This window comes from Pseudobutyrivibrio sp. ACV-2 (genome assembly GCF_900107545.1).
In the GTDB taxonomy this organism is placed as follows: domain Bacteria; phylum Bacillota; class Clostridia; order Lachnospirales; family Lachnospiraceae; genus Pseudobutyrivibrio.
Map to the genome: position 1 here is coordinate 279,024 of NZ_FNQZ01000001.1, position 26,746 is coordinate 305,769.

A 26,746-nucleotide genomic window follows, 5' to 3' on the forward strand; every position below is an offset into this window, starting at 1 on the left:
CCTAAAGTATCACTATAAGATTAAGCAGCCCATGAGCTAGCATGCATAGTGATAATCTTTTAGTTTTAATGTACATAACCCCTAGGGCTATGCCTACTATTACTGCATATAAGAATTGTACTATATTACCATGAAGAATACCAAAAAAAATTGATGATAAAAGGACAGAAACCACAGGTCCGTACCATAAACAAAGCTGTCCTAAAACAATTCCTCTCATCATAAGCTCTTCGATTATAGGAGCAGCAATGGCATGACATAAAATCTTCAATAATAAGGTGCCATCGCTTAGAGTGCTGCTTGCTCTCCTAAACCCATCTGAATAAGAAATAATTCCACTCTTGGTGATGATTACATTAAACATAATCCCAACACAAACAACAACCGCCACATATATAAAATACATGGCCAGCTGTTTTTTATCTGTGATTGGTTCAGGAATCAGTTTTGGAACAGTTCGATAAATAGCTATTAATGGGATAATTGTGATTGCAGCAGCTATCAAAAAACAGGTAGCACTACTATATTTATCACCATAATAATAAATCAATAAACCTGCTCCAAGCTGATACAACACAAAATATACCACCATTGGATAAAGGATTTGAAATATCCTGTTAAACTTAATTTGTCTCAATGTAGTCTAAAACCTCGTCTGGATAATCAAAAATAACTGATGCTGAATGCTCTGTTAATTCATCCCTTGTACCTGAACCCCAGGTAATGCCGATGCAGTCAATGCCCACTGTATTTGCTCCAATACAGTCAAATTTGGTATCTCCAATCAAAACTGTCTCCTCTTTTTTATGCCAAGGAGCTCTTTTGAAGCATAATTCTAAAACCTGCGCTTTAGTATCTATTTTCGCATCTAATGTAGCACCACAAATTTCAGTGAAATATTTATCTATACCAAGATGCTCAAGTATTTTTCTTGCAGTGGGTTCAGGCTTTGAAGTACACACAAAAAGGCAGTAGCCCCTTTTAACTAAAGCATTAAGCAACCCTTCCACACCTTCAAATACCTCTGCTTCAAGACAGCCATTCTCCTTGTCGTAAAATTCGCGATATCTTGAAACTGCAGCATGAAAATCTTCATCTTTGATATGAAGATAATTAGGAAATGAATGGGTAAATGGAGGTCCGACACATTTCCTTAAGGTTTCATACTCTGGAACTTCATAACCAAACTCTATGAGTGTGCGTTTAATGCAGGTGATAATACTGGGAGCAGAATCAATAAGTGTTCCATCTAAATCAAAATAAACATTTTTTATCATTTCTTAACTCCCTTTGTATCGCGGGCGCCCACATGAAGTCTGTTTATTGCAACAGTTTTATCCTTAACCTTCACATCCATAGTTTCACCCTCGGCCAAAACATAGATATTGGTAAGTACATCGCCCTTTGCAAGTTTGATTCCACGTACACCTACTGCAGTCTTCTTTTTCTCTGGAATGGTGCTTCCTTCAATTCTTAAGAACATATCCTTTTCTGACTGCATAATTACTGTATCATCAGGATTTAATATTTTAACGCATATAACCTCATCGTCATCATTAAGCTTTGTGGCAGCAATGAGCTTTCTTGATACATCAAATTCCGCACCATCTACCACCTTAAGCATACCCTGCTTTGTTCCAAAGAGTAGCTTCTGTTTAATAATATGTTCCATAGAATCAGCAAGAATAAGATTTTCTTTTGTAAGGTCAATTTTTGAGCCCTTTTCAGCTGTGTCGATAGGCTGACCCTTATCTCTAAATTTACCAAATGGAAGACTTAAAACCTTTATAGTATGCATGTCACCTTTTTCGGTAAATAAGCATATTTTATCCGTGTTTTTACAAAATACGATCTTCTTTGATTCTGCTTCTGCCGCCTCTTTGTTACGTTCGTAAGTAGGCATATCTATGACACGTGCATAAGCAAATCTATCAATAAGAACTGCAACGTCGATTACTTCGATTGGCTTTTCTTCTACTACAGCTTCCTCTACATTGTCGATTACAGTACGGCGCTCTCTTGCGTATTCCTTCTTGATTGACTGAAGGTCTTTGATTATAACCTTTGCCATTTCAGCGCGTGAGCCAAGGATTTTAGTATATTTTGCAATCTTATCAAGAGTCTCCTGATATTCGCCCTTTAAAGCCTCAATCTCTAAACCAATCAGACGATGTAAGCGCATGTCAAGAATAGCCTGAGCCTGTCTGTCAGTAAAATGAAGCTTTTTGGCATCCTTTTCTGATTTAGCAGATTTAAACTTGATTCCTTCAGTAATGCCCTCTACAAGGCAAGCCTTGGCCTGCTTTACATCCTTTGAGCCTCTAAGTATTTCGATAATTAAATCAATTACATCGCAGGCCTTAATTAAACCTTCCTGGATTTCCTTTTTATCTTCTTCTTTTCCTAAAAGATGTGTGTATTTTCTAGTGCAAAGCTCATATTGGAACTGAACATGATGTCTGATGATTGGAACAATACCTAAAGTCTCAGGCTTTCCATCAGCTACAGCAAGCATATTTACACCAAAGGTATCCTCAAGACGGGTCTTTTTGTAGAGCAAGTTAAGGACATTCTGAGCATCTGCGCCCTTTCTTAGCTCTATAACTATTCTCATCTGTTCGCCCTTTGACTGATTAGAAATATCAGTGATATCGTTAGTTTTTTTAGACTCAACAAGAGAATAGATATCATTGAGGAATTTACCGATATTTGCACCAATCATCGGATAAGGAATTTCTGTAATTACTATTTGTTCCTTACCACCTTTAATCTTTTCAATTTCGGCCTTACCACGAATTTTGATTTTGCCTACACCAGTAGAATATATTTCAAGCAAATCATCCTTGTTTGTTACGATTCCACCTGTTGGAAAATCAGGACCAGGGATGATATTTAACATCTGCACCGTGTTAATGTCCGGATCCTTCATGTAGGCTATAACTCCATCAATGACTTCCCCTAAATTATGCTGAGGAATTGATGTAACCATACCTACGGCAATACCATCTGAACCATTAATTAGAATGTTTGGCACGCGAACCGGAAGAACCTCTGGCTCTTTTTCAGTCTCATCATAGTTTGGTACAAAATCTACTACGTTTTTATCAAGGTCTCCAAGATAAACCTCCTGGGCAACCTTTGCTAAACGAGCCTCTGTGTATCGCATAGCAGCGGCTCCATCACCCTCGATAGAACCAAAATTACCATGACCATCTACAAGTGGAAGACTCTTTTTGAAGTCCTGGCTCATTACAACCAGGGATTCATAGATTGAACTATCACCATGTGGATGATATTTACCCATTGTATCACCTACAATACGGGCACTCTTTTTATATGGTTTATTATAATCTACCTTCAGCTCATACATATCGTATAGAGTACGACGCTGTACTGGCTTAAGACCATCTCTTACATCTGGAACCGCACGAGCAAGGATAACAGACATAGAATAGTCTATGAAGGATTTCTGCATTATCTCAGAATATTCTGTTCTAATTATTTCTTGGGACATTTATTTCAACCTTTCCTACGCATCAATCTCTGCTTCTTTAGCATGCTTGTAAATGAATTCTTTTCTTGGGGCAACATCAGAACCCATCAAAAGCTCTGTCACTTCTGATGCCATAAGGGCATCTTCAATCTCAACGAGCTTCAACTTTCTTCTTTCTGGATCGAGTGTTGTCTCCCAAAGCTGTTCGGCATCCATTTCACCAAGACCCTTGTATCGCTGAAGTGTAAAGGTCTTTCCATTCATCTTCTTGCGATATTTATCCAAAGCAACATCATCATACAAATATTCCTCTTCACCCTTTGTAGGAATAGCCTTATATAAAGGAGGCATTGCTATATAAACATGACCTTCACGGATTAATTCTGGCATAAATCTGTAGAAGAATGTCAGAAGTAATGTACTGATATGTGCACCATCAACGTCGGCATCGGCCATAATAACGATTTTATCGTAACGAAGCTTCGCAATATCAAAATCGTTACCATATCCCTCTGAAAAACCGCAGCCAAAAGCATTGATAAGTGTTTTAATTTCCGCATTTGCAAGGACTTTGTCCATAGATGCCTTTTCAACATTAAGGATTTTTCCTCGAATAGGCATAATAGCCTGGTACATTCTATTACGGGCCTTTTTAGCAGAACCACCAGCGGAATCTCCCTCTACGATAAAGATTTCGCACTTGCTTGAATCTCTTGACTCACAGTTGGCAAGCTTTCCATTTTGATCAAAGGAGAATTTTTGCTTTGTAAGAAGATTTGTCTTAGCTTTTTCCTCTGATTTTCTGATTTTTGCACTCTTTTCAGCGCATGAAATAATAGCCTTAAGAGTGTCTAAGTTTCTGTCGAAGTAAAGGACAAATTCATCCTGACAAACCTTCTGTGTAGCCTTTGAAGCATCTGGATTATCAAGCTTTGTCTTTGTCTGACCTTCAAAACGTGGATCTGGATGCTTAATGCTGACGATGGCAGTAATTCCATTTCTAACATCTGCTCCAGTGAAGTTGGCATCTTTGTCCTTTAAAATGCCAAGTTCTCTGGCATAGTTATTGATAACTGTAGTAAGGACAGTCTTAAAGCCTGTAATGTGAGTTCCACCTTCAGAGTTGTAAATATTGTTACAGAATCCGAGGATATTTTCCTTGAACTCATTACAATATTGGAATGCAACCTCAAGCTCCACATCATCACTTTTACCACTGAAATAAACTACATCGTGAAGAGTTTCTGCAGACTTGTTGATTTCTTTAACAAAGCCCTTTATACCTTCAGGCTCATGATAAGTCTTGTACTCTGGTTCTTCACCACGTAAATCAGCATAGTTTATTGTAAGACCTGGGTTCAAATAGGCAGTTTCGTGAAGACGAGACTTAACCTCATCTTCTTTGAAATAGGTCTTTTCAAATATTTCTGGATCAGGAAGGAAATTAATCTTTGTTCCATGCTTGTTTGTTTTAGAAATCTTTGGAAGCAGTCCATCAACAAGTTCTTCGGTTGGGACACCACGCTCATATCTGTCGTGATGAACATAACCCTCTCTTGAAATATCTACCACCATATATTCAGATAAAGCATTTACAACAGATGAACCTACACCATGTAGACCACCTGATGTTTTATAAACGCTGTCATCAAACTTACCACCTGCGTGAAGTGTTGAAAATACAAGACGTGCAGCAGGAACACCCTTTGCATGCATTCCTACAGGAATACCACGTCCATTATCTTCAACAGTACAGCTGCCGTCTTTTTCCAATGTAACATAGATAGTGTCACATTCTCCGGCTAAGTGCTCATCAACTGAGTTGTCTACGATTTCATATATCAGATGGTTCAAACCCTTGCGAGAGGTAGAACCAATATACATTCCCGGACGTTTTCTTACCGCCTCAAGTCCCTCTAAAACAGCAATGCTGCTTGCATCATAGGTAACCTTATTTGCCATAATTATTACTCTCTTTCAAAAATTTAAGCCGCCACAATTGCAGCAGTATATAAAAAGCACTAAAGGCGTCTGGAAAAACCAGGCGCCAAAATTTGTTATTTAGTGTTTGCCAGTGGAACCAAATCCGCCCTCTCCGCGAGCGGTATCTGAAAGTTCAGAAACCTCAGAGAATTCTACAGACAGGAAAGGTACAACCACAAGCTGTGCTATCTTTTCAGCTGGTGTAACTATTCTTTCGACCTCTCCATCATTGTGAAGTGCTACTTTAACTTCTCCCCTGTAATCTGAATCAACTACACCGACACAATTTGCCGGTCTAAGACCTTCCTTTGCAGAAAGTCCTGAGCGAGCGAACACGCCGCCAAAATAACCTACTGGAATCTCCATTGCAAGGCCTGTGCCAATCATTTTTGTTTCATGTGGCATGATTTTTACTTCTTCTGTGATATCGGCAAACAAATCATAGCCGGCAGCGTACTCTGAACCACGTTCAGGAAGCTTCGCAGAATCAGAAAGCTTTGTAATATTGATATTCATATTTATAAATAATCTCCCTTAATTAATCTACATGCAAAACTATTTGTCCAAGGTTTCTTGTTTGAGGAACATCTATAACACGCTGATTAATACTTCCTCTCCATTTTGCCTGTAAATCTATCTTATCAATTTCAAATTCTCCGTCAACTAAAACATCTATATATTCCATTATTTCCAGAGATTTAATATCTTCGTAAGTGAAGCCTGTGTAGAGCCAGACGGTCTTGCCGGGAAATCTCTCCCTAATTTCCCGGGCAAGTGCCGTCACTTCACCACGGTTTCCAGGATACAGTGGATCCCCCCCACTAAATGTAATTCCTGAAATATAATCTCTAGACAATACTTCAAACAATTCATCTTTGGCTGCCTGATCAAACTTCAAGCCGCCATCCGGATCCCATGTGATGGGATTCTGACATTCTTTGCAATGATGGTCGCAGCCTGCTACCCAAAGTACCACACGGAGACCATCACCATTTAACATGTCATCCTTAGTAATATTATGATAATTCATGTTGTCAATATACTCCCAGTTTATTACATAGATTTACGATCGGCTATTTCTGCCATCTTAGCCTCGTTTAAGCGAGTATCTCCCTTTACACGTGAATATGAAAGATATCCGTTCATACGATCGATTTTTGTAAGATTTTTGCTTCCGCAAACTGGACATACATCCATCTCAAGCTCCTCGTGACCGCAATCATCACAATATGAAAGGGAAAGATTGACACCTTCATAAAATCCCTTTTCCATAGCGCGACGAACCAGGGTCTTTACCGCATCACGGTTGTAGTTGATAGGATAACGTACATACTGAATCTTTCCGCCATTTGAAAGCTCCCAGAAACGACCTTCCTTGTCTTGCTTTTCAATTGGTGTAATATCTTCGGTTACATGACAGTGAAAAGAGTTTGAAACATATTCTCTGTCAGAAACGTTTTCTACGATTCCATATTTGTTTCTAAACTGCTTAACCTGCAATCCACAAAGGTTCTCAGCAGGTGTTCCATAGATGGCATAAAGATTGCCGTCTTCTTCTTTATACTGATTAACCTTGTCATTGATATGTCTAAGAACTTCAAGTGCAAATTCTCCATCCTCAACAAGTGATTTGCCATTGTAAAGCTCCTGAAGTTCATTGAAGGCTGTAATTCCAAAGCTTGCTGTAGCAGCCTTAAGCAAAGGCTTAATTTTGTCGTGGAATCCAAGGTGTCCACCATAAAAACCACCTTCACAATACGCAAGTGGATTGGTAGATGCACGCATCTCTCCAAGATAAGCATATGTACGAATGTGAAGCTTTCTAATCATCTCCAGATAATAATCGAGGACTTCATAGAAATCTCGGGATTCTTGACGTGACTTAGCAAGAATCATTGGAAGATGTAGAGACACAGCACCGATATTGAATCGCCCAATGAATACTGGCTCATCCTCATCATCTGCAGGCTTCATGCCACCACGTTCATACCATGGTGAAAGGAAAGCTCTGCATCCCATAGGAGAGATAACCTTGCCGTATTTTTTGTACATGCTTGCGATATAGCCCTCTCCTGTAAGTGAAAGCCAATCTGGATACATGGTCTTTCTTGAGCAATCGATTCCTGCTTCGAAAACATCCTCAAGCTCTCCACCTGGTCCATGTAGATTTTCATCATAAAGGAACACAATCTTTGGGAACAACACTGGCTTTTTAAAGCCTGGCTTGCCTTGCCCGATTGAACGAACCTTAAGACATGCTTTAGATGCCATTTTTGAGAAAACGGATGTACCAAGTCCAATAGTTACTGTAATAAATGGATAATCACCGCGTGATGATGCAACAGTGTTGAATTTGTACTCCCAGCCCTGGAAGCCCTGTTCCATTTCACGCTCTACTTCTTTCATAGAAACCTCATGAGCCTTCTGTTCGTCAATACCAAGCTCAAGATATTTTTCCATATATTTATCAAAGGATTTCTTAGCGTATTTTTCCAGTATCTGATCTGCCTGTGGGATTGTAAATCCACCATACTGCTGGCTGGCAGCAGAAAGAACAATGTCACCAATAACATCGAAAGCAACATCAAGGCTTTTTGGCTCATTGTAGAAAATATTTCCCATCTCGAAGCCACCTTCAAGAACCGTCTTAACATCAAAAAGGCAGCAGTTCATGGTATCACGACGAGCATTCATATCATGAATGTATATATAGCCATCACGAATAGCCTGAACTTCTTCAGTTGTAAGGAAAAACTTTTTGTAAAGCTCACGGTTTAACTCATTAAAAATCAGTGAACGCTTAGTAGAAACTAAAGCTGAATCTGTATTTGAATTCTCCTTATCACCGATGTACATAATGTTCTGAGATTTCTTATAAACATCATCAAGCATCTGGACAAAATCCTGCTTATAGTTGCGATAGTCGCGGTAAGATTTTGCCACCATTGGGTTAACGCGTTCCAAAGCACCCTCAACAATATTATGCATTTGTGCAATCTCAATCTTCTCAAGGCCAAGTTCCTCCACTCTTTCCTCAACAAATTGACATATGAATCGCTCCTGCTCAGGAGTGAATTTAACAAGGACTCTAGTTGCAGACTTTCCAACAGCCTCTACAACCTTTTGCACATCAAATTGCTCAAGTGCACCGTCCTTTTTTACAACAAAACGCTTCATAGAAACCTCCAGGTTAATTTATTGAATAAATACATTTATAATTTAAATTTTCTGTCAATATCTAGTTGGATTAAATAAATAAATACTAGATATTGTGTTGATAGAATTATACTACCACCACACTATCTAGTAGTCAATAGATGTCAGCACCACAAAATAAAGTTTTACAATTCAGACATATTTCATGAAATACTCATAAATCAAAAAGGGCCGCATCTATTGCGACCCTAAATTCAATATTTCAATTAATCAATAACCTGATGATTTAAGATTTCTCCTGTTGTGGCGTCAATATGCTTTTCTATAACATTTATGAAGGCTGTAACTCTTTTATTTATTGGATAAAAATTTTTTATTAAATTTTGCGCAATTTTTCGTAACTCTATTAAGTAAAGCTAAATCTTAGTTATACATTAAACTGTAAACCAACGTTTAATTGGTTAACTTTTTCACCAAGCTCCTCTTTCAAAATGTTATAGGCCCTGTTTTTAGTACAATGTCCCGTCCAAATGTAGTCTATTTTTTTATCCCTGAAAGCTTGGGCCACAGCAAGTATCTCTTCTTCACTTTTGTTAAATAAGTGAAGCCCACCTATATATGCTGAAATTCTTTTATCAGGAAAAGTTACCTGCACTTCGTTGATGATGTTTTCTACCCCGCCATGAGAACAGGAATTAAATATAACAAGTCCATTATCTGTATCAAGTACCAGGCTTTGCTCGTGGGAAAAGCTATCCGGATAGAATCTATGATTTCTTTTCACATACATTTTTTCTCTGATTCCATTTGCATCTAAACCTGATGTCTTATGAGGAATAAGATAAGCCCCATCAAAAAGCTTATAATCACCTGATATAAGCTCAATTCTATCAGGATATTTTTTTAATAGATTTTTAGGAAGTCCAATATACTTTTTAAAATACTTTTTCTTATGATAGCACTTGTCTACTGCGCCATCCCTTAAGTAAAATTTAGCTCTATTATTATTTTCAAAAAATCCTGGTATTCCGTTTCCATGATCATAGTGGGCGTGGCTTAAGATGCCATAATCAATTTGTGACACATCAAATCCCAATCCTTTAAGATTATTCAGATATAAATTGGAGCCACCTGTATCAAGAAGAAGCTTTTTATCTCCATATTCAATTAAAAGGCAAAGCCCCCATTCCCCTGTAAGATTAAGAAGCTCATTTGAGATATTATCAACAATTACAGTAACTTTCCCTTTCATAATTTTTCCCTATCCCCCTTGATTACTCAATTATAAATATAAGTGTATTAATTCTTTCAGAAATTGCAAATCTTTAATTAAAATCATAAAGAATAAACACATTTTCCTAGTAAGATAATCCATAAGTTTAAGCTTTAAAGGAGTTTTTATGATTTGGCTTATAATGTTTTTAGGTGCTACACTCGCTTCAATACTTGGTATTATTTACCAGGTTAACGTAATAGCACGTTTTAAATATATTAAAAATAAATTTGTAGCTTTTTTGATAATTCTAACTTTGTTTATAGTTTTCCTAATAACATTGGAATGGATTAATGCCCTTACTATTGCAATATACACATCACTTTTTTTTGTATTATTCGGCCTTTTAGGAAAATTAATAAATAAAAAATTCAAGCTAACACAAACTATTAACTGGCATGGCTGGCTTGCTATATTAGCATCAATACTTTACCTTGGTTCAGGTTACTATTTATGTGCCTCTGTAATACAAAAAGATTATACACTAAGTACTAAAAAAGATATTGAACCTTTAAAAATTGCACTAGTGGCTGATTCCCATATCGGAACAACCTTTGATGGAAATGGATTTGTAAGTCATTTAAAAACTATAGAGCAACAACATCCGGATATCCTTCTATTGGCTGGGGATTTTGTTGATGATGGAACAAAAAAGTCAGACATGGAGATAGCTTGCAAAGCGTTGGGTGAAATGAATATAAAATACGGAATCTGGTACTCATATGGCAATCATGATGAAGGATATTTTAATCACAGGGATTTTACAGCTGAAGATTTAGAAAAGTCACTTCTTGAAAATGGTGTTCATATTCTGGCCGACGAATATGAATTGATAAATGATAGCTTTTATATTGTCGGTAGACGCGATAAAAATGTAGATGGAGACATTAGAGCATCAATAGATGAACTGTTAGCAAATGTTAATGCAAGCAAATATATTATTGTTATGGACCATGAGCCAAATGACTATAAAGCGGAGGCTTCCTCCAAGGCTGACCTTATAGTCTCAGGCCATACTCACGGTGGCCAAATGATTCCAATCAGACATATCGGCGTTCTGGTAGGGGCAAATGATGCCACCTATGGTTATGAACGAAATAACAATACTGATTTTATTGTAACCTCCGGTATATCTGACTGGGCACTAAAATTTAAAACTGGTACACGATCTGAATATGTAGTAATAAATGTTGAAAATGAAATGAGGTAATTAAAGCATTTTCAGTAGTCCTTCTATGCCCTGGCTTTCATAAATATCTTTATAGAATGCCACCTCATCAACGATTATTTCATCAATCATTTTCATTCCCAAAAGCTCCACAGGAGCCTTGTCATCAGTCATAATAAGGTTCCCTGGCTTATATTCCTGCAATCCAGAATATGCCTTTGACATCATCATATAGATATCTTCATCTGTTTCTTTAGCCATTGCGGTCTCAAGACACTGTTTCATATCTGAATTATTGCTGGCAAAAAGAATTCGATTTGACCAGCCCTGAACATCTGTAGTAAGCATATATGGAAAAACATTTCCTATGGTATCTGCAAGATATTCATTAATATTTCCAGGTGAGTTGCTACGCATATTCATGTTTACTACCATCACGCCATCATCCGTCAGATGATCCTCAACCAATTGGAAAAATTCCACGGAAGACATCTGAAAAGGAATGGTAATATCCTGATAGGCATCCACCATTATCACATCATATTTTTCATCAGAAGCATTAAGGTATGCTCTTCCATCATAGGTTACAACAGGCACATCCTCAGGCAATTCGAAATATTCTACAGCCAAATCTGTAATCTTTTGGTCAATTTCTACGCCAGTTATATCTATATCATCAAAATATCTCTTTGACTGAGTGGCAAAGGTACCACTTCCATTGCCAAGCACAAGAACATTTTTTTGTCCCTGGTTTTTAGACATGAACATAGATGCCATGGCATAATCGTAGTACATTCCTGTAGGACCTTTTTCTTTTTGATATATAGACTGAACACCGAATAATACGTTTGTAGATAAAATTACCCTTTCTGGATTTTCACTTACCTGCAGATAATTATAAATAGATTCTCCTTCGTAATTTAGGTTAGTCTGCCAAAATGCAAAGCTATTGTTATGACCAAGAAGGCAGCAGACTAAAAACAGTATTATGCTAACAGGAACCCTCTTGGCCTGAGAAAAATTTATCTTTGAGCTAATGAAATATATAATGCAAAGAACAAGCAATATACCTGAAAAAATCAAAAAGGAAATAGATGTTCCAACTGCAGGTATACTGATAAATGTTGGTACAAAGGTACCTATAATACTTCCAATTGTATTGCTTGCGTTAAGCTTTCCTACAACAGTACCGCTATCGTCTAGGCTATCTACAGAGAATTTTACTAACGAAGGTGTGACTGTTCCAAGCAAAAACAATGGAAATACGAATATGACCATACAGGCAACAAATGCTGCAAGGACAAGAAAGTTATTGTTCACGGTAAATATAAGCAAAGCCGAGATACCTATGATTATATATTTTCCTACAACAGGAATTGCTGCAATCCAAATAGCTGCAATTACAATTCTAAGATAAAGCTTATCCGGATTTGGATCCTTATCCGCTGCTTTCCCACCGTAAAGATTACCAAGAGCCATATCTATCATTATAGTGCCAATGATTATAGTCCATACTATTTGTGATGAGCTAAAGTATGGAGCCAGTAATCTGCTGGCACCAAGCTCAACCGCCATCACCGACATGCCTGCAAAAAACTCTGTCAAATAAAGATAGAGCTTATTTTTTAATATTGGTCTGTCCATTATTTCCCTCCAAATTCTGTTAATTCAGTAAAAGACTAGCGAAAAGCTAGTCTTTTGTTTACCATTCCAAATCGCTTGTTTCATCCTTTTTAGAACGTGTCATAAGCTCATATACAGCATCCTTTGCAGCTAAGCCATCAAACAACACCGCATTAACAACATCAACGATTGGCATTTCTATATTATATTTTTCCGCAAGCTTTTTAGCAGCCTTTGCAGAGTATACACCCTCTACTACCATAGCCACTTTATCCATAGCCTCGTCTTTTGTCATGCCCTGTCCAATATAAAAACCTGCCATACGGTTTCTAGAATGCATTGAAGAGCATGTAACAATAAGGTCCCCTACACCAGTAAGACCTGCAAGAGTTTCTGCCTGTCCACCCATAGCTACTGCAAGAGCAGAAATCTCTTTTATACCACGAGTAATAAGCGCAGCCTTAGCATTGTCACCAAAGCCCAAGCCATCTGACATACCAGCTGCAAGGGCAATAACATTTTTAAGAGCTGCACCTACCTCTATTCCCTTTACATCTGGGGAAGAATATACTCTAAAATATTTGTTCATGAATAGATTCTGAACAAACAAAGAAGTCTGACGATCTGTTGAACCGGCAACAACAAGTGTTGGCTTAAATACAACAACCTCCTCAGCATGGCTTGGTCCTGAAAGAACGCAAATCTTTTTTGTAGAGCCAAGTACGTCTTCTAAAATCTCTGTCTGTGTGAAAAGAGTCTCTTCCTCGATGCCCTTTGTCACTGTAATAAAAATCTGATTGTCATTTACGAAATCCTTGATTTTTTCAGCAGTTTCTCTTGTGGCTTTTGAAGGAACTGCCATGAGAACTACGTCAGCTGTTCTTGCAGCATCTTCAATATCTGCTGTAAAAATCATTGAATCTGGAAGCTTAACACCCTTTATCTTATCTGAGGTATGAGTGTCATTCATCTGGTCCACCTGGGATTGTCTGTGGGACCATACTTTTACTTCGTGACCATTTTTATTAAGCATTACAGCCAAGGCGATGCCCCAACTTCCTGCTCCAAATACACTTATTCTTGCCATTATTTTTGTACGCTCCTGGGTTGTATAAAGTTTGCGCTAGTTACGCATACAATAGATAGGACCCTTTTTCTCATCGCTTTCGCTATACTCTCAAAAAAGGGTCCTATCCATTGTATACTACTAGCTTAGTTTATCTAACGCCCCAAGTAAAAGGTATTTGGGGCGGTACGCATTCGAAATCGATTTTAAAGTCGTTCACATACGCATTACGCGCGGGTCTCTGGGTGGAAGGAGAATTTGTTCTCGTTTCCGTTTAAGAGGCGCTTGATGTTTGCGTGGTGTAATACGATTGCTAAAGCTGCTACGAAACAGCAAATAACTAAAACTTCGATTTGCTCTGAGCTTGTGTATTTTGCATCAAGTAAGCCATAGTGAGCGCCAACTAGCATTTCAATTGCAAATGAAAGACATCCAATAATAGAACCCAGTGATACGTAACGTGTTAAAGCTACGAGAGCAATGAAAACGCATGCTGGTATTGGAAGTCCCATTGGAAATAATGCAATAATAAATCCGAGAGTTGATGCAACACCTTTGCCACCTTTAAAATGCATATAGCATGGAAAATCATGTCCTAATACAGTTCCAAGGCCTGCATATACCATATAAATATAAACGCTATCTACAAATCTATGGTATGTAAGCCATACAAAAAAGCATGCAACGACACACTTAAAACAATCCCAAAGCAAGGTAATAAGACCTGCTGTAACACCAAGGTTGCGCATAGTATTTGTAGAACCCACATTACCGCTGCCTACCTTTGTTAAATCAATATGCTTTGACTTTCCGATTAAATACCCCATCAAAACCATGCCAAAGCAATAACCAATTAATACAGCAATAATTCTCCCAATAATCATTATTCGTTTTCCTTCCTCTCTCTAATTATAAATTTCAGAGATGTTCCTTCGAAGCCAAACGCATCTCTGATTCGGTTCTCAAGGTATCTTACATATGAGAAATGCATCAAGTATTTCTCATTTACAAATATAACGAATGTAGGTGGCTTAACTGCTACCTGTGTGGTATAGAAAATCTTAAGTCTCTTACCTTTGTCTGTAGGTGGTTGCTGAAGTGCAACTGCTTCTGTGACGATTTCATTAAGGACACCTGTTGCAATACGCATTGAATTATTCTCAATAACGGCATCGATGGTCTCATAAATCTTACCGAGACGCTGTCCACTTTTTACTGAAATGAACAAAATTGAAGCATACGGCATAAATGAAAGAATCTGGCGAATCTTTGTCTCGTGTTCCTTCATAGTCTTATCATTTTTTTCAATGGCATCCCATTTGTTTACACAAATAATTATACCCTTTCCACGTTCATGAGCAATACCAGCGATTTTGGCATCCTGCTCCGTAACACCTTCTGTAGCATCAATCATAATGATAACTACATCAGCCTTTTCAACAGATGCAACCGCTCTGACAATAGAATAACGCTCAAGGTCTTCTTTAATTTTGCTCTTACGACGAAGTCCAGCTGTATCGATAAAGATATAATCCTTGTGATTATAACGAACTCTTGTATCTACAGCATCACGTGTAGTACCAGCGATATCAGATACAATTACACGCTCCTCGCCACACAGCTTATTGATTAGAGATGACTTTCCAACATTTGGCTTTCCAATAACCGCAATTTTTGGAGTATCATCTTCCTCTTCCTCTCCTGTTGGCTCAGGGAAATGGCTGACTACAACATCAAGCATATCACCAAATCCTAAACGGGAGCTGGCTGAAATAGCGATAGGATCACCAATTCCAAGATTGTAGAACTCATACACATCTGCCATATCACGCTCAAAGCTATCCACCTTGTTTACAACAAGAATAACTGGCTTGTGGCTACGGCGAAGCATATCTGCAACCTTTGAATCACTATCCTGTAAGCCCTGCTTAACATCCACAAGGAAAATAATTACATCTGCAGTATCGATAGCTATCTGAGCCTGTTCACGCATCTGGGAAAGAATTATATCCTTTGAATCTGGCTCGATACCACCTGTATCAATCATAGTAAAATCATAGTTTAGCCAACTGATATCAGCATAAATTCTATCTCTTGTTACACCTGGTGTATCTTTTACAATTGAAATACGCTCTCCTGCAAGTGCATTAAAAAGCGTAGATTTTCCAACGTTTGGGCGACCTACAATGGCCACAACTGGTCTTGACATATTTTACCTCATTTCTATTTTTATATTTTAGGTTTTGAGGAAATCTTACATTAACAATCTAATATGACTCTCCTCTCAGCTTAGAATGCTTCGTTTGAGAGTCATATTAGATTGTTAACTAGATTTCCGCCACAATTAATTTATATCGACAGATACTAAATAGTTCTAACGTCCTATTATCGCATGTACGAAGTCATGCCCGTCTGATTGTACTATACGCACTTTTACTTGTAAAGTTGACTTAAGCTCTGAAAGAGTGATGTCATCAAGGAATACCTCCTCTTGAGCCCTAAGCATTGTGCAGGATAATAATAGATTATCACCTAAATCTTTATCCTTAAGCTGTTCAATCAAATCCTGTCCTGTAATCAGACCTGATACTGTTATTTCTTCACCGAAGAAATTATTTACGATAGGAATAACCTCAACCGTTACCTTGTTGAACTTTTCAGTTATAATATCTGCAAGCTTTTTCATGAATGGTGCTGCAAGCTTACCAGTTGCAATAGTCACCTTGCGTTTCTTCATAAACAAAGGCTTTTTGATATCTTCAAGAGCATCTAAAACCTCTTCATGAAGAAGTCGAAGCATTCCCACGCCATTTTCTAACTGAATAAAACCATCATAACGATCTGCTTCAGGAAGTGGTCGTCCGGCCAAAATATACCATTCGTCAGAAGCCTGAACGAAGTGGTTACCTATTTTTTCCATGGCAACCTGCTGCCAACGCTCGATTTGATCTATAACTTTTCCGGCTTCTTCGGCGGTATATGTCCTAAGCGGATATAAACCATCTCTAAATTTTGTGACACCCACAGGAACTACAGACATAGAACTCATTACAGGTGCAAACTGTAGTAAATCTCCTATTGTCCTGTCAAGTTCCGCTCCATCATTGAGCCCTGGACAGGAAACAACCTGGGCGTTCATAGGAATTTCTGCCTCATAGAGCTTTCGGATTTTCTCTAAAATGTCACCAGCAAAGCGATTGTGTAAAAGCTTTACTCTAAGCTCTGGATTTGTGGCATGCACAGAAATATTAATAGGTCCAAGCTTATAAGCAATTATACGATCCAAATCTGCCATCTTCATGTTTGTAAGAGTAACATAATTCCCCTGTAAGAATGAAAGACGTGTGTCGTCATCCTTGAAGTAAAGAGTTTCTCTCATACCTGGAGGCATCTGATCAATAAAGCAAAAGGCACACTTGTTAGAGCAGGATTTGTAATCGTCCATAAGACCATTACAGAAAATAACTCCTAAATCCTCTCCTTCTTCCTTCTCAACTAAAGTCTCTGTAGTGGTACCATCCTCATGAAGAAGCTCAACTGTAATATTGGCATCATCACTGTAATAGTGATAATCAAAAATATCTACAAGCTCCACGTTATTAATTTTTGTAATAATATCTCCTGGTACAAGACCTGCTTTTTCTGCAGGGCTTCCCGGTGTGATAGTTCCAATTTTATGACTAGAATTTAACATATTGGTATATACTCAAACGCATTTTTAAAATGCGATAAATGTCCTTCCTCTATTGCAACAACATCAAATCTTACAGATACATCCGAAGGGCTTTTATGCTGCATAAGCCAGACATCGGCGCATCTACATATCTTTCTCATTTTATTAAAATTAACAGCCTCTACTGCGCTTCCCTTAGATTTTGTTCGTCGATATTTTACCTCCACAAAAACCAAGAAGCTTTCATCTTTTGCAACAATATCGATTTCACCCATCTTGCAGTAAAAATTTTGTTGAATAATATCATATCCCTGACGCTTTAGATAATCTGCTGCCAAGCCTTCAAAATCATTTCCTTGTTTTCTATTATTCATAAACTTACTTTCCAAGCTTTGATTTAAGTTTTTCCATATCATTAACAAACACTAAAATCTCTGCAACAACTTGGTACAGTTCTGGTGGAATGGCATCTCCTATATCAAGCTTACTAAGAGTCTCTGCTAGTTCATTATCCTGATAAAATGGTACATCGGCTTTTTTAGCTTCCTCTATAATCTGCTCCGCCACGTAGCCTTTGCCTGTTGCCAGGATTTTAGGCGCAGCATCACCTGCTTCATAGGAAAGTGCTACCGCTGTTTTATTTTTATCGACCTTCTTTTCCTCAGCCATCTATGCCCTCATATCAAAGCTGTATCTGTGAACCAATCCATCAGTAGTTTTGGCAGGCTCCATAGGTGCAGCCCCTAAAAAATCTTCCACAAAATCGGTCTTTGGCTCTCCACAAGTCATTTGTGAATTCACTGTAAAACCTTTTTCATTTAAACGCTCTGTTAGAATATCTATATTATCCTCAATTATCTTTAGGGATGACTCGTTAGCTAAATTCCACTTGCAACCCACTTTCATTTCTTTGAGTGTAATAAAAACATCTGTAGGTCCAAGATATTCCATATCAAAGTGCAGAAAAGCAGTAATTTCCTCTCCCGCCTCATAGCTCCCTTTTTTATTCTGACGAACATAAAGCATACTATCTGTATTTTGGTTATACATTTTTAGCGGTATTTGAACAAAATTGTAAATATCGTTTGCAGAATTCATAAAATTTATATTCTGCTTAATTTCATTGGCTTGATTTTTAATAGCATCAGCTGCCTTATCATTAAAATTGGAAATCAATCGTTCCAAGGCTTCTGTTTGTTTAAGAACTCTTTCATATAGCTTTGAAATTTCACCAGGCTTAGTAATATCCTTTGGCTCCATTGAAAAGCTATCCGCTATAAGATTTTTAAGAAGTCCTTTGTACAAAGGAGTCTTTATTATATCATTTAATGTCTCTTTTGGAATATCAGAATGGTTTTCAAAGTATTCGGTGATTTCTCTAAAAACTTCTTTTATATTTGCATCTGCTTTTAAAGCTCCATTCTCCCCAAATATTTCCATGTTAGTCTTTGGAAAGTCTGGAAGGTTATTCAACAGGGTATTAAATGATGTAATTTGTTTTTCGCTTGCAAATGCATTAAGCACTTGTTTTCCAGCATCGTTTGTATTAGCGGCCTCTTTAGCAATCTGTTGATTTGTCTGATCTTGAATTTCATCAGTACCATTTAAAGTATTTGAAGAATTAGCATCTACTAAAGCATTTGCTTCTGATTTCCCTGAGACTACCGCTTTATTAGGATCAGGATTCAGTATATCAAGTCCTTCTTTAGAAATATCTTGAGATGCAGCAGCTGTATTCTGCAAATCCTGATTATTTGCTTTGGCTGCACCTTCTGGATTACCTTGGATTTTGCTTTCTGCAGATATTATTTCTTTTTCAACTATATTACCATCTGATAATTGTTCTGAAGATGCCATTCCATCAATAGCTCGCTGAACAGCATTCTCTGGATTTACATCTATAAAAATAGCCTTGAGATTACTATTTAAATTAATAACATCAGAAGCTGACAGCTCATCAGACGACATAAGCTTAGGTAGCATATCTGAAATAGTATTAAAATTGTCAATAATCACTGCTTTATCATTGGCATAATTTTGAAATGCAGCAACATTATCAGGGGTAATTTCAAGACCATGCTTAGCCATTGTCACTATGGTCTGTACATCAACCTCTGGATTATTAAGCATTACTCTATGCATACTTGCAAGATTTTCTGGATTAATTGACATAGAATTTTGCATCATGGAATTGACCATGTTGATGGTACGCTCATTGGCAGAAATATTGGCCATATCTAGAGCTTTTAGAAGGGTTGGATTAGCTTCTAACCCATTAAGATTTACTGGACGAATCTGAACCAGGATTCCATCATTACTTTTAACCTCAAAAAATATAGACTGACCTGGAACAAGACTAACTCCGGAATCAAGTCGTGCAGTCATTGTCTGACCATTTGCAAGACCGATGGTCACTTTCCCATTTTCCACAGAATTAACAGAGCCTTCAAATACATCACCTTCCTTGAGAGTATCTGTAGGCGAACCAGTTAATGATTGACTCTGGCTAAGCTTGCCTCTGTCAGCCACATTATTGATAAAATTACTATTGTATGGATTCAGTCCTGTATTAATGTTCATAACTCACCCCAGCAATAGCGCCGATATTTGAAACTGAAAATAGTAATATATTAAACAAAATTTCCTATGAAGGAACGTCTGTGTATTGGGCATGGTCCATATTTACGAAGTGCTTCTATATGTTCCTGCGAACCGTATCCCTTATTGGAAGCAAAATGATATTCAGGATAGATATCTTCATATTCAACCATCATCCTATCTCTGGTAACCTTTGCAATAATGCTTGCGGCTCCAATAGAAATCGACTTGGCATCACCTTTTATGATAGGCACCTGTGGAATTGTAACTCCCGGAATTGTAACTGCGTCATTTAATAACAGCTGAGGCTGCACTTTACATTCTGAGATTGCCTGTCTCATAGCTTCATAAGTAGCCTGCAAAATGTTAATCTCATCGATTCTTGCTTCTGATACAACACCTATAGAAACAGAAAGAGCCTTTGCCATTATCTCCTCGTATAACTCATCTCTTTTTGTGGCTGATAGCTTTTTGGAATCATTGATATATAAAATATCACAATCCTTTGGCAAAATAACGCAGGCCGTAACAACAGGTCCTGCAAGCGGCCCTCTTCCAACCTCATCTATACCACCTATAAAGTCATACTTTTCCCAATATTTGTATTCGTACTCCTTAAGGCGTTCGATGCGTTCCTTTTCCAAGCGAAGCTTTTCCATACGATTCATAGCCTGATTGATGATTTTAGAAACTCCTGGTCTTCCATCATTAATATATTCTTCAATAAAAGATGGCAATAAATCTAAAGTTGCTTCCTTATATTCTTTTTGGATTTCGGTAATCTTTTTATCTGCCATAACTATTCGATATTATCAACAAGGCCAAAATCTCCGAATGGGAAAACTCTAAGCCATGCCTTGCCAACAATATCATCTCCCTTGATATTTCCAACTGCTTCAAATCTGGAATCTGTACTATTATTTCTATTATCACCTAGTACAAAATATTCATCAGCTCCTAAATGAACAGTACTACTTGCAATTCCTGAATTAAGGATAACCTCTGTACCATATGTTTCATTTAAAAGTTCTCCATTAATATAAATATTTCCCGAACCATCAATGTAAACATCTTCACCTGGCAATCCTATAATTCTTTTAATGTAGTATGTGTCCTCTTCATACTTATATGGAAAAACAACAACATCAAATCTAACCGGATCATGGAAACGATAACTGATTTTATCAACTATAAGGTTATCACCATCTGTTAGTGTATCCTCCATAGATGAGCCACTAACTACTGTTCGTTGACCTATAAACTGGGTGATTACAAAAACAACAGCAAAACATATTAATACATTAACAATGACACTTATGATTTCTTTAACAACATCACCCTTCGTCATTTTCTCGCTTTCAGTAGAATCTTCTTCATTTTTAGCTATTGCAGCAGACCTTTGCATTGGACTTGAACTATCAACATTAGCCCTGACTCTTTCTATATCCTTTTTTATTTGCTCTTCCTCATTAAAATCAATCACATTCATACTATGGCCTCTCAAGTGAAATATTTCCTAAGCTTCCATTTCTAAATTCATCAATTAAAACCTGAGCTGCTTTGTCAAAATCCAACTCAGAACCTTTTTTCACAAAATTGCGTTTTGATGCAATTTCAGAAATAATCTCATGATTTACAGCATCTTCATTTACTTCGTATCGCTTGTTCAGAACACCTGAATAATTTTCTTTCAGAAAATTACATAATTCTAAAGATAATTCTCTAGTTTCTATTATTGCATCATTAATTGAACCAATAAATGCCAAATGCAATCCTACAGTGTTGTCCTCAAACTTAGGCCAAAGAATACCTGGAGTATCTAAAAGCTCAACGGATTTGTTGAGTTTAATCCATTGTTTTCCTTTTGTAACGCCTGGCTTGTTACCAGTTTTAGCAACGGCACGACCTGCAAATGAATTAATAAAGGTAGATTTTCCAACATTAGGAATTCCTACAACCATTGCTCTAACAGGACGATTTTTAATACCTCGTTTCCTGTCTCGCTCAAATTTAGCTGCACAGACTTCATCTAATGTCGCTTGAACGCCTTTCATATTCTTTCTATCTCTAGCGTCTAGTTCTACACAATAAAAACCTTGAGACTTATAATAATCCTTCCATTTTTGGTTTACAGCTTTATCGGCGAGATCAGACTTATTTAATAATATAAGTCTAAGTTTACCATTAGCCAAACCATTAATGTCGGGATTTCTACTAGAAACTGGACACCTAGCATCAATAACTTCGATTACTAAATCTATAAGCTTAATATCTTCTTGCATCTGACGTTTAGCTTTCGTCATATGCCCTGGATACCATTGAAATTCCATAAAACACCTCTAGAAAGGATATTTCATCCAAACTTTTCCTAATATATCATCTCCCGCAACAAATCCCACACTCTCGTATCTGGAATCTTCAGAAGAATTGCGATTATCGCCTAAAACAAAATATTGATTTTCATTTAGCTTTATAGGAGTGGCTGCAATACCAGCATTCTCTATTCTTTCGACTTCAATGTTCTCCTTATAAAGCTCGTCATTAAGATATATTCGCCCATTACTAATGTAAATAGTGTCTCCCGGCACTCCGATTACTCTCTTTACACTATAATTGGCGTTAACATTTGATTTTGGTTTAAAAGCAATAACATCATTGCTTTCTGGCGTACCGATTTTATAAGCTATGGTGTTTACAAGTAATTTATCGGCTGTTTTATAGGTAGGTTCCATAGAAGCATTAGAGCATTCTACTTGTTTACCAAAAGCCAATACAACACCATAGGCAAAGCAAATAACAATTGCAAGCTCAGCCACCAAAATTCCCAAATATTTAACTTTTTCGAAATCTATTTTTCTGCGTCTGCGGCGGAAATTTAACCCGTCATTCCTATTTAAAGTACTTTTACCTAAACGATTATTCTTTGACAAAAACATACAAATTCCCTTTTTAATCTTTAGTATAATTTTACCGCACTTTGCATGTAATTTCCATTAAAAGTAAAAGAACAGCCACATTTAGTGACTGTTCCATAATTTCGAGATTAGATTCTCTCCTTAACCTTAGCCTTCTTACCTGTGAGATTTCTGAGGTAGTAAAGCTTAGCTCTACGAACTTTACCCTTACGAACTACTTCGATCTTCTCAACGTTTGGGCTGTGAAGTGGCCATGTCTTTTCAACACCAACACCGTTTGATGACTTACGTACTGTAAATGTCTCACGGTTGCTACCGCCCTGTCTCTTAATAACTGTACCCTCGAATACCTGAGTACGTGTACGGTTACCTTCAACGATACGGCCGTAAACCTTAACTGTGTCTCCTACTGCGAACTCAGCAACTTCTGACTTAAGCTCAGCAGCTTCGATGTTTTTAATAATCTCGTTTGCGTTCATTATAAATCCTCCTAAACTTCGCGACGTTCTTGAAATGCCCTATTGCAAATCAGCGGACCATCTCTTCTTTAGCAACTCAAATATAATAACATGGATTCATCCATTATTCAACTGTTGAATCTAAATATTTTTGGTATAAATCAGGGCGTCTTTCCTTAGTTCTAAGGATTGATTGCTCTTTTCGCCATGCATCAACCTTTGCATGATCACCTGACAATAAAATAGGTGGAACCTGTCGACCATTCCACGTGTCTGGACGTGAATATTGCGGATACTCAAGTAGATTATTTTCTAATGATTCATCCTCTCCTGATTCAGAATTCGTAAGAACTCCTGGCACCATTCTGGATATTGCATCAATCATCACGAGTGAAGGTAATTCACCGCCTGTCAAAACATAATCTCCGATTGAGTAATATTCATCAACTATTTCTTCAAGAACTCGTTCATCGATGCCTTCATAATGGCCGCAAAGTAGACATATATCTTCCTTTAGCGCAAGTTCTTTTGCAGATTGCTGTTTGAAGAGTTGTCCCTGTGGAGTCAGGTATATACAATACACCTTATGCCCCGCCTTTTGGCAAATGGCCTGGTATGCATCATATATAGGCTGTGCCTGCATCACCATACCGGCGCCACCTCCATATGGATAGTCATCAACCTTTTTATGTTTATCTACAGTATAATCACGAATATTAACTGCTTCAAAAGATATTGCCCCAGCATTTTTGGCGCGTCCCAAAATACTGGTATTCAAAGCATCTTCTATCATTTCAGGGAATAAAGTTAAAATATAGTACTTCATGCTAATCCATCAGACCTTTCAATAAATGAACATCTACTCTTCTGCCTTCAATATCCACCTTAAGGATGCAATCCTTTATAGCTGGAATAAGGACATTTTCACCATTCTCAAGTGATATTTCATAGACATCATTAGCGCCTGTTTCCATAACATCTGAAATAGTTCCAAATTTCACATCAGGATTTTCATCTGTAAAAACATCACAGCCTATTAAATCAGCAATAAAATACTCATCATCCTTAAGCTCAACTCTGTTATCCTTCGTTACATAAAGACCTTTTCCCTTGTATTTTTCAATATCATTGATATTATCAATACCCTTGAACTTTAAAATAACAAGATTCTTCTGTGGACGAGCATTCTCAACATCTAAATTAATGTAGCCATCCTTACCGCCATCCAGCAATAGATTCTTCATGTTTTTAAAACGAGAAATATCGTCTGTGAGAGGGAAAACCTTTACCTCACCTTTAATTCCATGTGTCTGTGTAATTGAACCAACCTGAAATAATTCTTCCAAATATGCCTCCTTAAGCTTTATACCAAAATATGTAAAAATCCCACAAAACAATAATAGAGCCTGAAATATCAGGCTCTATATTAATTAAGCTACGTCAATAATATCAACAATAACTTTCTTGTCAATCTTTGAGGCTGCAGCCTTAACAACCGCGCGTATTGCCTTTGCGATTCTACCCTGTTTTCCAATAACCTTTCCCATATCTGAAGGTGCAACGCGAAGCTCAACAACGATTGACTTTGCGTCTTCTTTCTCGGAAACAACAACCTCTTCTGGATTGTCTACAAGTGACTTAGCAATTACTTCAACTAATTCTTTCATCACTATATTCCTCTACCTTTCGATTGAATGATTACTGAACGCCTGCCTGCTTGAAAAGTCTAGCTACAGTCTCAGTTGGCTTTGCACCGTTAGCAATCCACTTCTTTGCTGCATCAGCATCAACAGTAACAGCTGCTGGCTCCTGATTTGGATCATATGTTCCGATTTCATCGATGTTTCTACCATCACGAGGTGCTCTTGCGTCTGCTACAACGATTCTGTAGATAGGTCTCTTCTTCTGTCCCATTCTCTTTAATCTAATCTTTACTGCCATTTTAATTTCCTCCTGTAAATAAAACAATAAATTTAATTTGCACTGTTGTGCTATCGGTTAAAACGGAAAACGCATTCCACGTCGTCCTTTGCCCATCATGTTTGGCATCTGCTTCATCATCTTTTTGGACTGTTCAAATTGTTTAACGAAGCGGTTAACCTCTGCTATATCTAAACCAGCTCCAGCAGCAATTCTGTGCTTTCTGCTAGGATTTAGTAATTTTGGATTTTCTCTCTCAGCCGGTGTCATTGAAAGGATGATGGCCTCAATGTGTGCAAGCTTTTTATCATCCACTGCATTCTCAAGCTGAGACATCTGTGAAGCATTCATGCCTGGTAACATACCAAGGATTGATGAAATACCACCAAGCTTTTTCATCTGCTCCATAGAAGTAAGATAATCATTGAAATCGAAGGAAGCTTTTTTTACCTTCTTAGAAAGCTGAAGGGCTGCATCCTTATCAATTTCTGCCTCTGCCTTTTCGATAAGAGAAAGTACATCTCCCATGCCAAGGATTCGGCTAGCCATACGATCTGGATGGAATTGCTCTAAATCTGAAAGCTTCTCACCCATACCAGCGTATAAAATAGGCTTTCCGGTAACAGCTTTGATTGAAAGAGCTGCACCACCTCTGGTATCACCATCAAGCTTTGTGATGATAACCCCATCAACACCTATCTTTTCATCAAAGGTCTGAGATACATTAACTGCATCCTGACCTGTCATGGCATCAACTACTAAAATGGTATTGAGGATATCGATGTTGTTCTTGATTGATTCAAGCTCATTCATCATGTCCTCATCTATATGAAGACGACCTGCTGTATCGAAAATGACCACATCAAAGCCGTTCTTCTTAGCGTATTCCATAGCCTCTTTTGCTATTTTAACCGGCTTTTCTTTATCTCCTAAAGAAAATACCTCAACGCCCTGCTTTTTTCCGTTAATCTGGAGCTGTTCAATAGCTGCAGGACGATAAATATCACAGGCAACCAAAAGTGGCTTTTTACCTTTAAGCTTTACTTTGCCAGCCAGCTTTGCGGTGGTGGTAGTTTTACCAGCACCCTGAAGACCAACCATCATGATAGTGGTAATTGCGCCGCCTGTTCCATAAGTGATATCTGTAACCTCAGAGCCCATAAGATTGACAAGCTCTTCGTTTACAATCTTTATAACCATTTGGCCTGGGTTAAGACCATTCATCACATCCGAACCAATGGCGCGATCTGTGACGGTATTTGTAAACTGTTTTACTACTTTAAAATTAACATCTGCTTCAAGCAGAGCCATTTTGACTTCCTTGAGAGCTGCCTTAACATCAGCTTCTGTGAGTCGGCCCTTACTTCTGAGGTTTTTGAATACCCCTTGAAGCTTTTCTGAAAGTGAATCAAAAGCCATA

General features: G+C 37.7%; 27 protein-coding genes. 1 reads left to right on the top strand and 26 read right to left on the bottom strand.

Annotation, left to right across the window (positions count from 1 at the left end; genetic code table 11):
- Position 1: 1 nt before the first annotated feature.
- From BLV53_RS01300 to BLV53_RS01335, 8 genes are all read right to left on the bottom strand, one after another.
- On the bottom strand, positions 2–637 hold the full coding sequence (locus tag BLV53_RS01300) for a CPBP family intramembrane glutamic endopeptidase (RefSeq protein ID WP_090296009.1): 636 nt from the start codon (positions 635–637) through the stop codon (positions 2–4).
- Entirely contained in the window at positions 624–1,277 is a 654-nt protein-coding gene (locus BLV53_RS01305; RefSeq protein ID WP_090296010.1) for an HAD hydrolase-like protein, read from the bottom strand. Before BLV53_RS01305 ends, BLV53_RS01300 begins: the two co-directional genes overlap by 14 nt.
- Positions 1,274–3,514 carry a DNA gyrase/topoisomerase IV subunit A gene (locus BLV53_RS01310; RefSeq protein WP_090296013.1) on the bottom strand — a complete coding sequence of 747 codons (2,241 nt, stop codon included), beginning with the start codon at positions 3,512–3,514 and terminating at the stop codon, positions 1,274–1,276. The genes BLV53_RS01305 and BLV53_RS01310 overlap by 4 nt, the downstream gene beginning before the upstream one ends.
- A 15-nt stretch (positions 3,515–3,529) precedes the next feature.
- A complete protein-coding gene (locus BLV53_RS01315; RefSeq protein ID WP_090296017.1) occupies positions 3,530–5,455 on the bottom strand; it encodes a DNA gyrase/topoisomerase IV subunit B in 1,926 nt (641 codons plus the stop codon).
- A gap of 99 nt (positions 5,456–5,554) precedes the next feature.
- The gene (gene dut / locus BLV53_RS01320; RefSeq protein WP_090296021.1) at positions 5,555–5,992 is read right to left on the bottom strand and encodes a dUTP diphosphatase; all 438 of its coding nucleotides are present in this window, start codon (positions 5,990–5,992) and stop codon (positions 5,555–5,557) included.
- Positions 5,993–6,014: 22 nt separating this feature from the next.
- Entirely contained in the window at positions 6,015–6,506 is a 492-nt protein-coding gene (gene nrdG, locus BLV53_RS01325; protein ID WP_090296023.1) for an anaerobic ribonucleoside-triphosphate reductase activating protein, read from the bottom strand.
- Between the two features lie 23 nt (positions 6,507–6,529).
- Positions 6,530–8,653 (bottom strand): anaerobic ribonucleoside-triphosphate reductase, encoded by a 2,124-nt coding sequence (gene nrdD / locus BLV53_RS01330; protein WP_090296026.1) that lies wholly within the window; start codon positions 8,651–8,653, stop codon positions 6,530–6,532.
- 406 nt (positions 8,654–9,059) lie between these two features.
- A complete protein-coding gene (locus BLV53_RS01335) occupies positions 9,060–9,884 on the bottom strand; it encodes an MBL fold metallo-hydrolase (protein ID WP_090296029.1) in 825 nt (274 codons plus the stop codon).
- 148 nt (positions 9,885–10,032) lie between these two features.
- Here BLV53_RS01335 and BLV53_RS01340 point away from each other — a divergent pair, with 148 nt between their 5' ends.
- On the top strand, positions 10,033–11,115 hold the full coding sequence (locus tag BLV53_RS01340; RefSeq protein ID WP_090296031.1) for a metallophosphoesterase: 1,083 nt from the start codon (positions 10,033–10,035) through the stop codon (positions 11,113–11,115).
- On the opposite strand, the gene BLV53_RS01345 is transcribed toward BLV53_RS01340, so the two are convergent.
- The 18 genes from BLV53_RS01345 to ffh all read right to left on the bottom strand — a co-directional run bounded on the left by BLV53_RS01345 (position 11,116) and on the right by ffh (position 26,745).
- The gene (locus tag BLV53_RS01345; protein ID WP_170830723.1) at positions 11,116–12,717 is read right to left on the bottom strand and encodes a spermidine synthase; all 1,602 of its coding nucleotides are present in this window, start codon (positions 12,715–12,717) and stop codon (positions 11,116–11,118) included.
- 58 nt (positions 12,718–12,775) lie between these two features.
- Positions 12,776–13,783 carry an NAD(P)H-dependent glycerol-3-phosphate dehydrogenase gene (locus BLV53_RS01350; RefSeq protein ID WP_090296038.1) on the bottom strand — a complete coding sequence of 336 codons (1,008 nt, stop codon included), beginning with the start codon at positions 13,781–13,783 and terminating at the stop codon, positions 12,776–12,778.
- Between the two features lie 206 nt (positions 13,784–13,989).
- Positions 13,990–14,646: a glycerol-3-phosphate 1-O-acyltransferase PlsY gene (gene plsY / locus BLV53_RS01355; RefSeq protein WP_242879017.1), complete on the bottom strand. Its 657-nt coding sequence runs from the start codon at positions 14,644–14,646 to the stop codon at positions 13,990–13,992.
- Positions 14,646–15,971 carry a ribosome biogenesis GTPase Der gene (der, locus tag BLV53_RS01360; protein WP_090296040.1) on the bottom strand — a complete coding sequence of 442 codons (1,326 nt, stop codon included), beginning with the start codon at positions 15,969–15,971 and terminating at the stop codon, positions 14,646–14,648. Before der ends, plsY begins: the two co-directional genes overlap by 1 nt.
- Positions 15,972–16,136: 165 nt before the next feature.
- Positions 16,137–17,456 carry a DUF512 domain-containing protein gene (locus tag BLV53_RS01365; protein WP_090296043.1) on the bottom strand — a complete coding sequence of 440 codons (1,320 nt, stop codon included), beginning with the start codon at positions 17,454–17,456 and terminating at the stop codon, positions 16,137–16,139.
- Positions 17,450–17,809: a YraN family protein gene (locus BLV53_RS01370; RefSeq protein WP_090296045.1), complete on the bottom strand. Its 360-nt coding sequence runs from the start codon at positions 17,807–17,809 to the stop codon at positions 17,450–17,452. The genes BLV53_RS01365 and BLV53_RS01370 overlap by 7 nt, the downstream gene beginning before the upstream one ends.
- 4 nt (positions 17,810–17,813) lie before the next feature.
- Positions 17,814–18,104, bottom strand: coding sequence for an EscU/YscU/HrcU family type III secretion system export apparatus switch protein (locus BLV53_RS01375; protein WP_090296048.1), 291 nt, complete (start codon positions 18,102–18,104; stop codon positions 17,814–17,816).
- Positions 18,105–20,015: a flagellar hook-length control protein FliK gene (fliK, locus tag BLV53_RS01380; protein ID WP_090296051.1), complete on the bottom strand. Its 1,911-nt coding sequence runs from the start codon at positions 20,013–20,015 to the stop codon at positions 18,105–18,107. It abuts the gene before it with no gap.
- Positions 20,016–20,065: 50 nt separating this feature from the next.
- Positions 20,066–20,830 (bottom strand): ribonuclease HII, encoded by a 765-nt coding sequence (locus BLV53_RS01385; protein WP_090296054.1) that lies wholly within the window; start codon positions 20,828–20,830, stop codon positions 20,066–20,068.
- 2 nt (positions 20,831–20,832) lie between these two features.
- Positions 20,833–21,381 (bottom strand): signal peptidase I, encoded by a 549-nt coding sequence (lepB, locus tag BLV53_RS01390; RefSeq protein ID WP_090296733.1) that lies wholly within the window; start codon positions 21,379–21,381, stop codon positions 20,833–20,835.
- Between the two features lie 142 nt (positions 21,382–21,523).
- Positions 21,524–22,363 (bottom strand): ribosome biogenesis GTPase YlqF, encoded by an 840-nt coding sequence (ylqF, locus tag BLV53_RS01395; protein ID WP_090296058.1) that lies wholly within the window; start codon positions 22,361–22,363, stop codon positions 21,524–21,526.
- A 9-nt stretch (positions 22,364–22,372) separates the two neighbouring features.
- Positions 22,373–22,969 (bottom strand): signal peptidase I, encoded by a 597-nt coding sequence (lepB, locus tag BLV53_RS01400; protein WP_090296060.1) that lies wholly within the window; start codon positions 22,967–22,969, stop codon positions 22,373–22,375.
- Between the two features lie 107 nt (positions 22,970–23,076).
- Positions 23,077–23,427, bottom strand: a complete 351-nt coding sequence (gene rplS, locus BLV53_RS01405; RefSeq protein WP_090296063.1) for a 50S ribosomal protein L19 — start codon at positions 23,425–23,427, stop codon at positions 23,077–23,079.
- A 103-nt stretch (positions 23,428–23,530) separates the two neighbouring features.
- A complete protein-coding gene (trmD, locus tag BLV53_RS01410) occupies positions 23,531–24,232 on the bottom strand; it encodes a tRNA (guanosine(37)-N1)-methyltransferase TrmD (protein ID WP_090296065.1) in 702 nt (233 codons plus the stop codon).
- A 1-nt stretch (position 24,233) separates the two neighbouring features.
- Complete coding sequence (gene rimM, locus BLV53_RS01415) at positions 24,234–24,752, bottom strand: ribosome maturation factor RimM (protein ID WP_090296068.1); 519 nt, start codon at positions 24,750–24,752, stop codon at positions 24,234–24,236.
- Between the two features lie 84 nt (positions 24,753–24,836).
- Positions 24,837–25,073, bottom strand: coding sequence for a KH domain-containing protein (locus BLV53_RS01420; RefSeq protein ID WP_090296071.1), 237 nt, complete (start codon positions 25,071–25,073; stop codon positions 24,837–24,839).
- Between the two features lie 31 nt (positions 25,074–25,104).
- Positions 25,105–25,347, bottom strand: coding sequence for a 30S ribosomal protein S16 (gene rpsP / locus BLV53_RS01425; protein ID WP_090296073.1), 243 nt, complete (start codon positions 25,345–25,347; stop codon positions 25,105–25,107).
- 57 nt (positions 25,348–25,404) lie between these two features.
- Entirely contained in the window at positions 25,405–26,745 is a 1,341-nt protein-coding gene (ffh, locus tag BLV53_RS01430; protein ID WP_090296077.1) for a signal recognition particle protein, read from the bottom strand.
- Position 26,746 lies beyond the last annotated feature (1 nt).